We start from the raw sequence: 14,682 nt of genomic DNA on the forward strand, positions 1-14,682 counted from the left end.
TCGCTAGACATCCTTCCTATTCATTCTTCTGTTGCCGGATGATAATCCCGTCTAATAATCATGAGATTTTCTATCTGTGTTCTGCCAAAAAAGCTGCAACAGTTTGGTTAAATGCCTTTGGTTGTGTCAAAAACGGCCAGTGATTGCCAGGAACTTGGCAGACGCGTAGTTTTTTGAGATAGGTTTTGTAGGGCTGGATTTGCCAATCTTGGCGATTAAGTCCTTGTTCTGGTTGGATAAAGAGGGCTTGGGTATCAAGGGGGATTGTAAAACCAGGCACTTGCATAACTGCTTCAAAAATCCCGTCGCGGGCAGCGATGGTAAATTTGCTACCCCAACTACCATCGGGTTTTTGTTCTATCCCTGCTTGGAAAACTTGCTGCTGCAAGGAACTCCATCCTTGATATTGCTTTAACTGCCGTGCTTGTTGTTCGGCTTCTTCATGACTGGCAAAGGGACCCATGCTTTTGAGAAAAGGTAAGAAGCGATACAACATCGGAAAAGTTAGCCTGAGAAGGCTGGGCATTTTCCAGATGAAAATGGGATCGACGAGAATTATACTCCGCAAACGCTTTGGGTTTTGCCTTGCCCAGATAGCGGCTAATTTACCTGTCCACGAATGACTTACAATCTGGGCAGATGTCCATCCTAGATGATCCATAAGTGCTTCGAGGTCTGCGATCGCACTTTCAAAAGTATAATCTCTCTCTGGCTTGGTACTTTCGCCATGTCCGCGCATATCTGGTGCAATTATGTGGTAGTCTGCTGCTAAATAATCTCCTAAGCTAGACCACACTAGAGCATGGTCGCCTAACCCGTGTAACAGCAGTAAGGGTTCTTGACCTTGGTTCCACTCTAAGTAAGAAAGTTGAATATCAGGCTTTGATAAAGTTTGACGTACAGGCATCATTGCACATCCACCAATGAAGAGATAGTTTCGCGTTTATATAGTACTGCGAAACAAGCTGGAGGGTAGGGAGGAATGAGTCGATGCGATGTGCTACACCCCAATACTTTTCGGTTAAACCCAATCAATCTCTCTTTTGGTCTGGGGAAAGGTTAAAGGGCAATGGGGAAAGGGAAATTCAAACCCTTTCCCTTTCCCCTTTCCCCCTTAACCGAAAAGTATTGTGCTACACCTACGACTGGGCGTAGCGCTACTTATAAGATTATTAACTCTTTGCCAACAATTCCTAGCCTGAAAGTGGAAAATGAAGAGTGCTGAGTTTTGTACAGTTTGCTTTATATAATTAAAAATCCAATTTTTGCAAAAGGAGATATTAACTTATGCAAGTTATCTCAGTCAATGTAGGGCTTCCCCGTGAAGTACTTTGGAAGGGCAAAACAGTTACAACGGGGATTTTTAAAGAACCAGTTGAGGGACGGGTAATGATGCAATCGCTCAACTTAGATGGAGATAGACAAGCTGATTTGAGTGTCCACGGAGGCAAATACAAAGCAGTTTATGCTTATCCATTCGAGCATTACGACTATTGGCGGCGCAAGTTACCTGATATAGATTTGCCCTGGGGAATGTTTGGTGAAAACTTGACTACAGTCGGGCTGTTAGAAGATGACATTAATATTGGCGATCGCTTCCAGATTGGTAGCGCAGAAGTAATGGTGACTCAACCTCGAATGCCTTGTTATAAATTGGGAATCAAGTTTGGACGTGCTGATATAGTTAAACAGTTTTTAGACAGCCGCCTAACAGGATTTTACTTTTCGGTGCTACAAGAGGGCCAAATAGGGAATGGTGATACTTTTGAGTTAATCTGTCGAGACTCAAATAATGTCACTATTGCCGATATTACCCGATTGTATGCACGCGAGATAGACGACTTAGAACTATTACACCGCGCCGTAAAAGTTGAGGCTTTACCTATAGATTGGCGAGACTATTTGCAGCAGCAAATCAAAAAGCTTAACAGATGAATCTCATGAATATTAAAATTCCTAAGTAAACATTCTAATTGTTTTATAAACAGTCTCAACTTTTCTCATAAGTCAAATTACCTGGGTGCGATGTCTGACGACAAGCCGCTTCGCGTCTACGCGCATTTGGAGTCAGAGTAATTAAATCGTCTATATTCCGTTTCATTGTGGCGCAAATCGTATCTAGAGGTAAGTCGTTAGGGTCATAACCAAAAGGGTTTTCTATCTCCAAGCCGATTGCTTCAATCCCAAATACTGTAAAACCAACTAAAGCTGAAATTAAACCTGTCCACCAACCCAGAGTAGCCACTATTTGAAAGGGTAGTAGTAAACAATATAGTAACAATAATTGCTTCAGATGAATAGCATAGGCTAATGGCATAGGTGTTTTTAAAATCCGCTCACAAGCGCCTAAATTATCTACAAGATTGTTTAATAATTCTTGCATAGATGTTAGCTGGTAACTGTTAAGGCATTTGCGATGATATTGCTCTTGTAAATAATCTCCTATCCAAAAAGCAACCTCTATAGGAGGATTATTCATAATCTTCAATTTGATATATTTACTAGATGGCATTAAATCTTCTAACTCACTATTGACTTTTTCTTCTCGCAAATGTAATTTAGTTGTCACAGCAAAAGCTACCAATAAATTTAATGCTGTAATTTTATTGTTTTTATCTTCTGGAGCTATTTCGTCAATAGATACCCAAATTTGCCGGGCCAGATTTCGGATATTATTTACTAGAGAACCCCAACATTTTCTCCCTTCCCAAAATCGCTCATAAGCAGTATTTGTACGAAATACCAGTAATAAACCTAAAACAATACTAGGAATAACACTTCCTAAAATCGGTTGGGATACAGGGATTTCAAAATGGTAAAGAAGAGAAATAAAAAATCCGAAAGCTCCGCAGAATAAAATATGTTTGTAGATTGCTTTCATGACCGAACCTTTGAATTGCAATGTTGTACGTAGCCATGTAACTTTTTTGGTTGTCATGCAGTCACCCCAAGAGAATATTTAGCGAATCGATATATTAAATATCGATACTTTAAAAATAATAACTATATAAATAGCAAAATTGGCAAACAAGATACTTTAAAAAGTAATCTTGCTAAAAAACATGATACATTTGCGATAATGATTATATTTTAGCTTCTGTTATACAATATCAAGTCCGGTTAAATACCTATTATTAGGACTAATGCAAATAGTTTTTTGTCAGCGATTAAGCGACCATTATATAAAAATCACCAGTGCTTGTGGCTAATTATAAAGAAATGTAAAGAATTATCGATGGCTGCATAAATCGCGTGCCTCACTCTGATAAATCGATAGAAGAAAAGGTAGATAGCTCTCGATAATGGTCATACCGCATTAATCGATGTCATCTACCCCAGTAAATCCAAAAGTTCAATCTGTACAAATCCTGCCCTGTAAATTGAATACTTAGACATAACTAAATAAGTTATGTCTTTTTTTATGCAGGACTTACGCAAAATCATGAAAAAACGAACCGCAGAGGGCGCAGAGAAGCCAGTGCTTTGGGCGGGTTCCCCGACTTGTAGCAACTGGCGCGACACGGAGAAATAAGAGTTTCAGAGAGTTCTTGCATAAGTCCTATTATGGTTAGTCTCAAAACGTTGAATTTCAATCAAATAACCACTGGGATGGCGAAAAAAACAGTGGTAAATATTGTACTTTTCATTTAGTGTAGGTGGCTTTTCAAATTTGACACCACGTTCTTTGAGATATTCAAACCACTCATCCACCTGCGGCGTTACTAGGGTAAAAATGACACTTGATTGCTTGTCATCTGGAGGAGTCGATGTTTCGCTTGCTTGACAAAATCCCAAGTATCCAGAACCACTAACAGTATAAATTCGACAGGTTCCTTGGTCAAGCCATAGCTCCAAGCCCAGCATTTGCTCGTAGAATTGTGTAGAGGCATTGAGATTATGGGTGTAAAAGAAGGTAATTTGCTGTTCTATTTGCGGATGAATAGACATAAATACATTTGAGTATATACCCCAAGGACATCAGGCGATCGCAGATGTAAAAATTGATTGATGTTAGAAACCTGTTACTACTCCAGAATGCCTTAAGTGCATCTGGAGTTTCTTTTTGCAAAAGCGATGTCTACGACAGGCTGCGCCTACGCAATTTTTCAAATCATCCTGATAAGCCAAAAGACGGCTGAATAAGGATGCATACTGAATTATTTATATTTAACATAGGGCATCACTTTGTTGATGTACCCCCCTCCTAGCAAACAACTCTCGCAAAGCAGCCTCAGATTTACTGGGGCTGTTTTGCGTTACTTCAATAAGACTTACGCAAAATCTCATCTTTCAAACTCTCATTTTTCTGTGTCGCGCCAGTTGCTTCTCCTGTCGGAGACGCTGCGCGAACAAGTCGGGGAACCGCAAGGGCGCACTGGCTTCTCTGCGCCTCTGCGGTTCCTTATTCCGTAACTCGTGCGTAAGTCCTATTCAAACAGAAAATTTGTGTAAACAAAGCAGTTAATCCTCAGACATTCTTTACTGTATTTGAGTGTATACCCTGATGACGTAGGATACTCTCACGGTGAAAATTTGGTATAGGTAAATGCGTATCTTTCCTGACTCCAGATTTGTCACAAACATTTCTGGAGTTTTTTCATTATTGGAGTTATTGATTCGGCTCAGAAGAAAATAGTTAAGCGATCGCACTTATCAATCTTGACTAAATTAAAGTGCGACACACTTAAATTTAAATGCTTACTTGGTTGTATATGTCACAAAAATATCCTTTTTCATCTCAACTTCTGCTGGGGCATCTGGATTATAAGTCGGTGATAATAAAAAACTAGCAAATGATGGTAAAGGAACTCCAGTTTTAGAACTACATGAGGGATAAAATAATGTGTAAAATGGTTCGGCTACAGAAGGAACATCAAGTTTAACACTCATAGCAGTTGCTAAAGCCTGAGCGCGACTTTGAGCATCTTTCATCGCTGATTGATAAACTGAACTCTGCAAAGCCTGACAGTCATTTACTGCGTACTCAACGCCCACACTCTTAACGGAAAGATTGTCAAGTTGGCTTGTTGCTTTGTTCACTGTAGCAACAATTTCCTGGACGCGATCACGTGTTGGTTTTTCTAACCTCACCAGTATTTTGGCGTTATTTTCGCTGGAATTCGGGTTAATTTGCACTTGAATTTTATCAGCACTAATCCCTTTAGCAACTAGGCTATTAACTACAGGCTGGAGAGTTGCTTTAGTTAGTGATTTTTTGCTTGGTGAAGATTCTGCTACTGTTTTGTAATTTAAGAGTAGAGTCGGTGAGGCAGCCCGGTCTTGTTGTTCCAACAAAGAGGGACTGGAGGGTGAGGAAATGCGGCGGGTTTGCGGTAGAGATGATGGTTGCGTTTCTGACTCACCATTGCTACTTTCGCTACTGAATACCAGTTCAATATCGGCTGTATCTGCTGGCACTTTCACTACTCCTTGACCGATTACCATTAATGAATGGCGATCGCTTGCTGGTGGATAAAATAATTGGGCATTAGTAACTTTGGGCGTTAATACTCCCACGCCGACAGTCACCGTCATACTTACCAACATTAGAGCAGTTATTTTTCTCATGTCCTGGGAATGTCCTTGGAACCTAATTGTCAAAGTTTACACCTCAAGAGCAGGATACTTACAAAAATATTGAGCTAACCCCACGACTAAACACCGTTAGATTAGCTCAAAAATTAAAAATTCACTGGGAACTATTAACCAAACCAGTGAGAGGCTTCACAAGCTGGCTGAACTATTTCACAAACATGATCGTTAATCCAATCTGACTTTTCTTGAACGATTAAACAAATGCCTTGGTGAATCAAATTCTGTAGATGGAGTTGCTGCTCTAAGGGTTTACGAGGCAATTTGTAATAGGCCAAGCTTCCTTGTTCAGCCTCCGCTAGGGAAATATGTCCCTCAGAGATAGCGCCGTCAAAAGAGGGAAGACGGGTGAGGACGAAAGCAATTAGCTCTTGGCGTAAGTCAGGAATCGCAAAGGCTTTTTGATATGGATGGTATGGATATGTATCCAAAACGCTTTCAATCTCTCCTACTACTGATTGCTGTGTTAAATTAACTACCGTTTTCATAATTTTTAAACTCCTTTTTTAATTCCAGTCAATGATTGGTGGAGACAACAAATTTTTTAGATGAAAATCAGTTAAAAGTAATTCAACTGATAAATGCAATAAACCCTGTAACTAGCCTTTTATCTTGGTTTAATATCAGACATTTGGATTTGCTTATTTTAGTTAAAGTTTATACTGATTCACAGCATGACTTATTAAAACAGCATCCAATATGCTGGTAGGTTAGCGACATTTTATATTTATAATCCTAATTATTTCAAATTTCTGGCAAAAAGGCATAAATCTACATAAAACGCAGCATCAAGGCTAGGGGATCAAAATTAACGGCAATAAAAATCTTGAATTAGGAACAAGTTTTTAATGAAGTTAAGCTTTGTTGGTAATTTATATCACATTTTATTTTTACTGTGAGATTTACTGTTTCATCTAAAAAACTTATCTGTTGCACATTGCTTTAGTAAGTCAGACAAATAGCGACTCACGAGAGCGCAAAATCAGTCTAGCGACTGATGAAATGATCAGACAAAAACGTTGAAAAAGTTCACATTGTCTAAAGGTAGATGACGCAGCTGATGATTAATTTCATCTGCCGCCGCTAATCCAGAAAGCATCGCACCTTCTGCAAGATTGCCGCCACACCAATCACCACAGCAAACTAAAGGTAAGGGAGTTTCGGCAGACAAAAAAGCTTCGTGCCAAGGACGGCTAGGAAAGGCATAACGCCAACGATGTACCTGCATCCATTCGGGAGTATTCAGCCAAGGAAGGGACAACGATTCAGCTGCTCGTTGCAGCATTAGCTTTCCAGCAGGTTCTAAATCCTGGGATTCTAGATGGCGTTGGGCGAAATCAGCGCTACTTTGCACTACAAAATGTGGTTGTTGAGGGTTAGGACGCTTGCTACTGTCCAAACCAATCCATGCTAAATCAGCATCATCTACAAAAGTTAGAGCTTTCCACTTAGGGAGTGGTTGGGATGTGAGAGGATATCCAGCGATCGCACTAATGGAAGGATAAAATTCTACAGAACGCAAGTTATCAAGAAAGGCTGTATCTAATACACCTTCACCTAAAGATTCCAACAGCATCACCGCTTGGGGTGCAGGAATGGCGACAACTATAGCTTTTGCAGTTAATTCTTCGTTACTAGATTCAAGAGTAATCCGCCAACTATTTTCGGGAGTTGGGGTAATAGCAATGACACGCTGATTCAGTAATATTTCTAAACCTGGGGCGAGGGATTTAGCGATCGCACTCATTCCCCCAGGTGCAACATATCGCGGACTACGGTTTTTGGGTTCAGATAAAGGAGCGCCTGCTGTGAGTTCGTAAACCTCCTCCGTCCAAACTTCGAGGATATGGCGCGATCGCAATATCTCCACAAAACGTCTAAATAATTCACCCTTTGGCTTCAGGTAACAAGCCCCATGATCAGCCCAAGTTCCATGCAAGCGGCGTGTAGCTAATCTTCCTCCCAAACCACGGGACTTGTCCACCACTAGCACCGAATATCCAGCTTGACTTAATTGCTGGGCGCAGACTAAACCGGCCATTCCGGCACCAATCACTGCAATATCAGTCATGAGTCCATAATCCTTAGTCATTGGTTATTAGTTATTGGTCATTAGGTTATTATCAAAGGACAAAATTACTACTAATGACTGCTGAAAGCTAATAGTAGAATAAGGTACAGAAAGCTGCACGGAAGGGAGGAAGGGAAATTGGATGAAATGAGGGCGGCGCTAGAGTTAGCGACCGAAGAAGAATTGCAAGATTTAACGGCAATTTTATTTAGTCGTAAGTTCAATCCCCTAGACTATGTACACACACCCGAACCCATCGAAGTGCAAAGCCAAGACCGTAAAGCTTGGTTAGATGCACTAGAGGGACGCTTTCGCTTTTTGGCGGCAGATGGGATGACAGTATTACGAGGACGCACAGGCCAGGTAACTTACCGACAAGCCTTAGTTCAAGTATGTAAGTATCTAAAAATTCCCTATTCTCATCAGCTGCCAACTATTGATTTAGAAGCAGAAGTATTTTTGCATCTCTTAGGACAGGTATGGAAAAAATTACCTGAACAGGAAAAGCAAAAATTGACTCTCAGAGTGCAGCGTCACCTTGTGCAATCAGAACTAAAAGAACCGCTACCACTTTTATTACAGCCTGACCCCTTGGGTTTGCTTTTCAAAGGCAGTGGTGCGATCGCGGTTACTTCTCTTCTCCAACCACTTGTACTTAAGCAAATTGCCCGTCAATTTGCCATCCACTTTGCTACTTATGAAGTAGCAAAACAAGCGGCGATTACAGGCACAGAAGCTGCTGCAACGCAATTTCAAAGCTATGTAGCTATGCAAATGGCGCAACGGGGTATGACAGTGAGTGCAGCTCGTTATGGGGCAGCCCGCACGATGTTTGCCGTGATTGGGCCAATGATGTGGACTTGGTTTTTTGCAGATTTAGGGTGGAGAGCGATCGCCACTAACTATGGTCGGATCATTCCTACTATTTTCGCCTTAGCTCAAATTCGCCTCACTCGTGAGGAATGTTGGGAGCCAGCTTGAACAAGGTTTCTGATTATTTCAAGTCTCGCTGGCGATCTTCTTGGAATTACTCTCTATGGGCATTGTTAATCTTCCCATTGAGTCCATTGTTGGGGGCTGTGACTATTGGTTTTGTCTCATTAATAACTTGGCTGAAACAATCCCACAAAATTAATCGCCGCCCCCTCAACTGGGGATTTGCCCTTTTGAGTCTGTTGCTAATCGTAAGTGCTGGATTTGCCGATGACAAAACAGCAGCTTTCCTTGGCTTATTTAATTTATTACCATTCTTTTTACTTTTCGTTGCCCATAGCGCTCTCATTCAAACCTTTGTCCAATTGCGGCAAATGGCTTGGGTTATAGTAATCGGTTCCATGCCGGTAATAATTCTTGGCTTGGGGCAGTTATTTTTAGGCTGGAGTTTGAAATTAGAGATTTTGTGGGTTGTATTGAGTTGGACGATCGCACCAGGAGGAAATCCACCAGGTCGCATAGCCTCACTTTTCTTGCACGCTAACACCTTTGCCGCTTATCTAACAATAGTTTTCATCCTTAGCTTAGGGTTGTGGCTAGAACAATGGCAATTGTATCGAGGATTGGGTATTAGGAAGAATTCACTCCCCTTGATCTTCTTAACCGTAGCGGTGATTACAAACTTCATTACCTTGATTTTCACTAACTCGCGCAATGGCTGGGCGATCGCTATTTTTGCCTGTTTAGCTTATGCACTCTACCAAGGCTGGCGCATTCTTGTAGCTGGTGTCGCTGCCATCGTCTCTAGCGTGCTTTTGGCAGCTTTTGCTCCCTCGCCAGTCGCTCAATTTTTTCGCCGGGTAGTTCCTGCCTTTTTTTGGGCAAGGTTAAATGACGATATGTATCCAGATAGACCAGTCGCTTTAATGCGAAAAACTCAATGGGAGTTTGCCTTGTCTTTAGCCAAGGAACATCCTTGGACTGGTTGGGGATTACGCAGTTTTAGTGGACTCTACAAAGCACAGATGCAGATTCCCTTGGGTCATCCCCATAATTTGTTTTTGATGTTATCTGCTGAAACTGGTTTTCCTAGTACTTTTTTATTTTGTGGCTTACTTGCTTGGATTTTGATTACAGGCGTGCAATTATTACGAAAGTCTAAATATATAAATACAGAAGATAGATTGATATTTTTCAGTTATCTTCTGGCCTTTATTGGTTGGGTTTTATTGAATACAGTAGATGTAACCCTCTTCGATTTTCGTTTGAATGCGCTCTCATGGTTAATCTTGGCTGCCATTTCTGGAGTAGTACATCGTTATAAGCAACAATACAGACTTGAATCTCATCCAAATTAGTTAGACGTGGATAATAGCTATTAGTTCTTTTTCAGTGTATGCACTGGGGACATTTTGAGTTTTTAGTTAATAAGATTACTATGTGAGTGTGACTAGCACTTAATTAGTCACACTCGATGTTGCTGATTGTTGGGAAGGTGTAAGGACAACCCTTTGGGGTTTTCTTGCATGACGGGCATCTCTTGTAGATGCCCTTTTGTATATTTGTTATTTTTCTTCAGTTAAGCACAACTAAAAACCTATTGATCTGACGGAATATCTGAAATAATTTGAGCTTTCACAAATGAATGTAAAACATGGTTACTGAAATGAAATTAGGTCTTTGTAACCCGCCAGAACCTATTTATTTGGATATGAAAAGCGGAGAATTGAACGGGCAATCTTACTTGTGGTATAACTACGATATCAATAACGATACAACTATTCCTGTCCACAAAACAGGGCTAATTGGTTATATATCTGAACTTAAATTAAAAACGACATAATTTAAGGGAAAGGACAACGTTAAATTACACATCGTTGTGAGAGCAGATGAAATTTATGTTGTGAGGACTGGGATAGAAACGAACTTTACTAAAACTTTCTTTCCTTTTAGCTATATCCCAAGTCCAGAATTTTTCCAAGCCCCTGATTATCGCTGCAATTGCTGGAAAAGAGAATGTGGTTTTTTGCAATCTCTACGATGCGGAAACTAAAACCAGGATTCGCTCTGAGTGGAATAGAGATGCTGATTGGCTAGGAATTATTGATAGTGTTCAAACTAAGTTACAAACATCTATAAATTCCCATATTGTCTCTGATGAGGCAATACTGCACCCAATATTCTGATTGCCATCAAAGACTACAATAACCCTTATGGTGTAAGCTCTCAGTAAAATGGGTATGTCGGTGACGAAAAAAAAAGACGCATCCATAACCTACCTTATGCTCACAACAGCTAACTTTCTTCAGTACACCCAATGGTCAGGTATAGCTACCTTGGCATTCGCTGCCTTAGCAGTTTTGGCTTTTATTCTCAAATGGGGCATCCGCTTTCGGCTGGTGGGTACGACTGGCTTTATGCTGGTGCTGACAGGTGGTTTATTTGCACTGTCGATAGTCCCCTTGAGTCGGGCTGTGATTCCAGGAGCAACGAAGTACACTCTAGTTTATGACAATGGCTCAACACAAGCGGTTATTACTACATCACCTCAAATTACACCTACGCAATTAGAAGCAACTTTACGTCAAGCAGCTAGTAATCTATTTTCTTATGGTCGTTCAGGTACACGGGAAGACGACAAGTTGACAGTTCGCGCCCGCGTGATTATCCACCCGGAAACAGGGGTTTCTGTACCAGTTTACTTGGGTGAGGCCAAGCGATCGCTCGTTTCTCATCAAAATTCACCAGTGACTGTGGAAATTTACACAGACAAGTTCGCCCAATTGCCAAAATCTAACGCTTAAGCTAATAGGGAATGGGGAATGGGAAAGAGTTTTCCAATGCCCCATTCCCAATGCCCAATGCTTGTTATCAGAATGACATAATTTCTTTTGTATTTACCGATACATTAATAGTTATTATTAGATTAAGATATTCACACTTTCGTGATTCTACTGTGGAAAAAGATCGATCAGCCTGCGGGTAATGGATACTAACAGTTGTGATTTGTCAGTTGTTATTGTAATTGCCACTATTGACATTTTTACAATTTTTTGCAGCCAAAGGAAACGGCGTGGGAGCGGACATCGATCTGTAAACCCTAACGCATCTATCCATAGCTGAAATGACTATCGACAGACGATTCAGTTCTCAATCACTTTTCTTGAGAATCTGAGAGTGGTAATGTTAGTTAATCATACGGTTATTCAAAACTTTGATAGTTCGGAATTTCAGGCTAATGGACATCACAGATTCAAGCAACGTCGTTAAATGGCTTAACCAATTAGCGATTAGATCGGTTAAAACCTAGTTGGCTCAGATGCAAGTTTGTTGCCAGATGGCAACAAGTATCTTTGGTTGCAAGTCTATTAGATTAAGAAATATCAAGGTTTTGACAAACTAGATTATATGTCTAATCAACTTTATACTCAACCTTCTTTGTCTACTCAAACCTCTAGTTCATTATTTACGCTCACAGTCGCCCCGGCAAAAGTCATCCGTGGTTCTGGGGTGTTGCAAGCAGCCGCAGCAGAGATTGCCTCTTTGGGAAGTCGTCCCTTAATTGTGGCAGGTGAATCTACTCTCGCCATTAGTCGAAAGAATTTGCAACCAGTTTTAGAAACGCAACAGTTACATCCTGTCCAAGCTTCTTATGGTGCAGATTGCTGCGAAGCTAGCCTGAAATCTTTACAGAAGAAGGCAAAAGAACATAAAGCTGATGTGATTATTGGTGTTGGTGGGGGCAAAGCCTTAGATACAGCGAAATTACTCGCGCAGCAATTACAGTTGCCAGTGGTGACAATTCCGACATCAGGGGCTACCTGTGCAGCTTGGAGTGCCTTGTCGAATGTTTATTCGGAAAATGGGGCATTTCTCTACGATGTCGGGTTGTCTCGTTGTCCTGATTTACTGATACTCGATTATGACTTGATTAAAACTGCACCACAACGGACATTAGTAGCTGGAATTGGTGATGCGATCGCTAAATGGTATGAAGCCTCTGTTAGCAGTGGGCATTTGCAAGACACTTTAATTATTGCTGCGGTGCAACAAGCAAGAGTTTTGCGAGATATCCTCTTGCAAAAGTCAGCCGCCGCCTTGAAGGAACCAGGTAGTGAAGTTTGGCGAGAAGTCGTAGACGCAAGTGTTTTATTAGCTGGGGTAGTTGGAGGACTTGGAGGGGCGCAGTGTCGCACAGTTGCTGCCCATGCCGTGCATAATGGTTTAACTCATATTTCAGGACATAGCAGTATTCATGGCGAAAAAGTTGCTTTTGGAATTTTGGTGCAACTGCGTTTAGAAGAAATGCTACAAGGCAATCAACTAGCAGCATCAGCACGACAACAGTTGTTAAAGTTCTATACAGAAATTGGACTACCCCAAAAATTAAGTGATTTGGGATTGGGCAATATTACATTAGGTGAGTTACAAACAGCCGCCGAAATTGCTCTAGTTCCTAATTCTGACATCCATCGACTACCATTTAAAGTCGCGCCAGAACAGTTGATGGCAGCAATGGTTTCCACCACTGCACCTATAGATAGTAAAGACATGAATCGAGTTTCGCCCAAGGGAATCAGTGACGAGGTTGAAGAATGAGTTTAAATTGGATTGTCCCAGCAGAACGTATACAAAAACTACCACCTTATGTATTTGCCCGTTTAGATGAACTAAAAGCGAAAGCACGGGAACAAGGGTTAGATTTAATTGATTTGGGTATGGGAAACCCCGACGGTGCAACACCAGCACCAGTTGTTGAAGCGGCGATCGCAGCCTTGAAAGATCCCGCAAATCACGGTTATCCTCCTTTTGAGGGAACTGCTAGTTTTCGTCGTGCCATCACTAATTGGTATCATCGCCGTTATGGTGTGGTTCTCGATCCCGATAGCGAAGCTTTGCCATTGCTGGGTTCTAAAGAAGGATTAACCCATTTAGCGATCGCCTACGTTAACCCTGGTGATTTAGTTCTGGTTCCTTCCCCAGCTTATCCTGCCCATTTTCGCGGCCCGGCGATCGCAGGTGGCAAAATCCACAGTTTGATTCTTAAACCAGAGAATGACTGGTTAATTGATTTAGCTGCAATTCCTGATGAGGTTGCAAGACAAGCTAAAATTCTCTATTTTAACTATCCCAGCAATCCCACTGCTGCCACAGCACCCCGCGAATTCTTTGAAGAAATCGTCGCTTTTGCCCGCAAATATGAAATTTTGCTGGTGCATGATTTATGTTATGCCGAGTTAGCTTTTGATGGTTATCAACCCACTAGCTTGCTAGAAATTCCCGGCGCGAAAGATATTGGTGTAGAATTTCACACCTTATCTAAAACATACAATATGGCTGGTTGGCGGGTTGGTTTTGTGGTGGGGAACCGCCATGTAATTCAAGGTTTGCGGACACTAAAAACTAACTTGGATTACGGTATTTTTTCCGCCTTGCAAAAAGCAGCCGAAACCGCCTTGCAATTGCCAGATGTCTATTTGCACGAGGTACAACAACGCTACCGTACCCGCCGCGATTTCCTGATTGACGGGTTAGGAGAGTTGGGTTGGGATATTCCCAGAACCAAGGCGACAATGTATCTTTGGGTGAAGTGTCCCGTTGGTATGGGTTCCACAGATTTTGCCTTGAACGTGTTGCAACAAACTGGCGTTGTTCTGACTCCAGGTAATGCTTTTGGGGTTGCGGGTGAGGGTTATGTAAGGATCAGTTTGATTGCTGATTGCGATCGCTTGGGTGAAGCTTTACATCGTTTCAAGCAAGCTGGTATCCGCTATCAACCTGAAGCTGTAGTCTCAGCTTCACAATAGAGATAGCATTTCTTCTCGAAATTTAATTCATGCAAAGCCCTGCTACCACTATTCCTCATTTAATTGCTGCTGGCTTTTATGCTCTTTGCGATCCACTCATAATTAGTGTACTGGAACTGCTACTACAGCAAGAATTATGTGTATGTGATTTGTGCAAAGCCTTGGGGGTAAATCAGTCGAAACTATCTTTTCACCTGAAAACCCTCAAGGAAACTGCTTTAGTTCACTCCCGTCAGGAAGGACGATGGATTTATTAAAGTTTGAATTTGCCCCAATTTA

At 41.4% G+C, this 14,682-nt stretch carries 13 protein-coding genes and 1 pseudogene; 8 read left to right on the plus strand and 6 right to left on the minus strand.

From position 1 onward, the window contains the following. Positions 1 to 70 precede the first annotated feature (70 nt). A complete protein-coding gene (locus tag H6G86_RS11975) occupies positions 71 to 907 on the minus strand; it encodes an alpha/beta fold hydrolase (RefSeq protein ID WP_190934544.1) in 837 nt (278 codons plus the stop codon). A 380-nt stretch (positions 908 to 1,287) separates the two neighbouring features. On the opposite strand from H6G86_RS11975, the gene H6G86_RS11980 reads away from it, so the two are divergent. Further along, positions 1,288 to 1,935, plus strand: coding sequence for an MOSC domain-containing protein (locus H6G86_RS11980; RefSeq protein ID WP_190934489.1), 648 nt, complete (start codon positions 1,288 to 1,290; stop codon positions 1,933 to 1,935). A gap of 55 nt (positions 1,936 to 1,990) precedes the next feature. Here H6G86_RS11980 and H6G86_RS11985 read toward each other — a convergent pair whose 3' ends face one another. The 5 genes from H6G86_RS11985 to H6G86_RS12005 form a co-directional block, all read right to left on the minus strand. After that, positions 1,991 to 2,938: a bestrophin family protein gene (locus H6G86_RS11985; RefSeq protein WP_190934490.1), complete on the minus strand. Its 948-nt coding sequence runs from the start codon at positions 2,936 to 2,938 to the stop codon at positions 1,991 to 1,993. 599 nt (positions 2,939 to 3,537) lie between these two features. Continuing rightward, the gene (locus H6G86_RS11990) at positions 3,538 to 3,948 is read right to left on the minus strand and encodes a VOC family protein (RefSeq protein WP_190934491.1); all 411 of its coding nucleotides are present in this window, start codon (positions 3,946 to 3,948) and stop codon (positions 3,538 to 3,540) included. Positions 3,949 to 4,698: 750 nt separating this feature from the next. Next, positions 4,699 to 5,601 carry an SIMPL domain-containing protein gene (locus H6G86_RS11995; protein WP_190934492.1) on the minus strand — a complete coding sequence of 301 codons (903 nt, stop codon included), beginning with the start codon at positions 5,599 to 5,601 and terminating at the stop codon, positions 4,699 to 4,701. Between the two features lie 101 nt (positions 5,602 to 5,702). Then, a complete protein-coding gene (locus H6G86_RS12000) occupies positions 5,703 to 6,080 on the minus strand; it encodes a hypothetical protein (protein WP_190934493.1) in 378 nt (125 codons plus the stop codon). Between the two features lie 518 nt (positions 6,081 to 6,598). After that, positions 6,599 to 7,663, minus strand: a complete 1,065-nt coding sequence (locus H6G86_RS12005; RefSeq protein WP_190934546.1) for an NAD(P)/FAD-dependent oxidoreductase — start codon at positions 7,661 to 7,663, stop codon at positions 6,599 to 6,601. Positions 7,664 to 7,801: 138 nt separating this feature from the next. On the opposite strand from H6G86_RS12005, the gene H6G86_RS12010 reads away from it, so the two are divergent. The 7 genes and pseudogenes from H6G86_RS12010 to H6G86_RS12040 all read left to right on the plus strand — a co-directional run. After that, positions 7,802 to 8,644: a YaaW family protein gene (locus H6G86_RS12010; protein WP_190934494.1), complete on the plus strand. Its 843-nt coding sequence runs from the start codon at positions 7,802 to 7,804 to the stop codon at positions 8,642 to 8,644. Next, positions 8,626 to 9,954: an O-antigen ligase family protein gene (locus tag H6G86_RS12015; protein WP_190934495.1), complete on the plus strand. Its 1,329-nt coding sequence runs from the start codon at positions 8,626 to 8,628 to the stop codon at positions 9,952 to 9,954. Before H6G86_RS12010 ends, H6G86_RS12015 begins: the two co-directional genes overlap by 19 nt. Before the next feature lie 660 nt (positions 9,955 to 10,614). Then, positions 10,615 to 10,782: a hypothetical protein gene (locus H6G86_RS12020; RefSeq protein ID WP_190934496.1), complete on the plus strand. Its 168-nt coding sequence runs from the start codon at positions 10,615 to 10,617 to the stop codon at positions 10,780 to 10,782. 96 nt (positions 10,783 to 10,878) lie between these two features. Beyond that, positions 10,879 to 11,400, plus strand: a complete 522-nt coding sequence (locus H6G86_RS12025) for a Ycf51 family protein (protein ID WP_190934548.1) — start codon at positions 10,879 to 10,881, stop codon at positions 11,398 to 11,400. Between the two features lie 604 nt (positions 11,401 to 12,004). Further along, a complete protein-coding gene (locus tag H6G86_RS12030) occupies positions 12,005 to 13,195 on the plus strand; it encodes an iron-containing alcohol dehydrogenase family protein (protein ID WP_190934497.1) in 1,191 nt (396 codons plus the stop codon). Next, positions 13,192 to 14,403, plus strand: a complete 1,212-nt coding sequence (locus H6G86_RS12035) for an aspartate aminotransferase (RefSeq protein ID WP_190934498.1) — start codon at positions 13,192 to 13,194, stop codon at positions 14,401 to 14,403. Before H6G86_RS12030 ends, H6G86_RS12035 begins: the two co-directional genes overlap by 4 nt. Positions 14,404 to 14,432: 29 nt before the next feature. Beyond that, a pseudogene (locus tag H6G86_RS12040) lies at positions 14,433 to 14,657 on the plus strand (ArsR/SmtB family transcription factor); the annotation flags it as partial. Positions 14,658 to 14,682: the final 25 nt, after the last annotated feature.

The organism is Nostoc sp. FACHB-133, assembly GCF_014698055.1.
In the GTDB taxonomy this organism is placed as follows: domain Bacteria; phylum Cyanobacteriota; class Cyanobacteriia; order Cyanobacteriales; family Nostocaceae; genus Nostoc.

Bases quoted from the DNA above. Each gene is read 5' to 3' on its own strand.
- H6G86_RS11975 (WP_190934544.1), bottom strand. From the start codon at position 907: ATGCCTGTACGTCAAACTTTATCAAAGCCTGATATTCAACTTTCTTAC.
- H6G86_RS11980 (WP_190934489.1), top strand. From the start codon at position 1,288: ATGCAAGTTATCTCAGTCAATGTAGGGCTTCCCCGTGAAGTACTTTGG.
- H6G86_RS11985 (WP_190934490.1), bottom strand. From the start codon at position 2,938: ATGACAACCAAAAAAGTTACATGGCTACGTACAACATTGCAATTCAAA.
- H6G86_RS11990 (WP_190934491.1), bottom strand. From the start codon at position 3,948: ATGTCTATTCATCCGCAAATAGAACAGCAAATTACCTTCTTTTACACC.
- H6G86_RS12000 (WP_190934493.1), bottom strand. From the start codon at position 6,080: ATGAAAACGGTAGTTAATTTAACACAGCAATCAGTAGTAGGAGAGATT.
- H6G86_RS12005 (WP_190934546.1), bottom strand. From the start codon at position 7,663: ATGACTGATATTGCAGTGATTGGTGCCGGAATGGCCGGTTTAGTCTGC.
- H6G86_RS12015 (WP_190934495.1), top strand. From the start codon at position 8,626: ATGTTGGGAGCCAGCTTGAACAAGGTTTCTGATTATTTCAAGTCTCGC.
- H6G86_RS12025 (WP_190934548.1), top strand. From the start codon at position 10,879: ATGCTCACAACAGCTAACTTTCTTCAGTACACCCAATGGTCAGGTATA.
- H6G86_RS12030 (WP_190934497.1), top strand. From the start codon at position 12,005: ATGTCTAATCAACTTTATACTCAACCTTCTTTGTCTACTCAAACCTCT.
- H6G86_RS12035 (WP_190934498.1), top strand. From the start codon at position 13,192: ATGAGTTTAAATTGGATTGTCCCAGCAGAACGTATACAAAAACTACCA.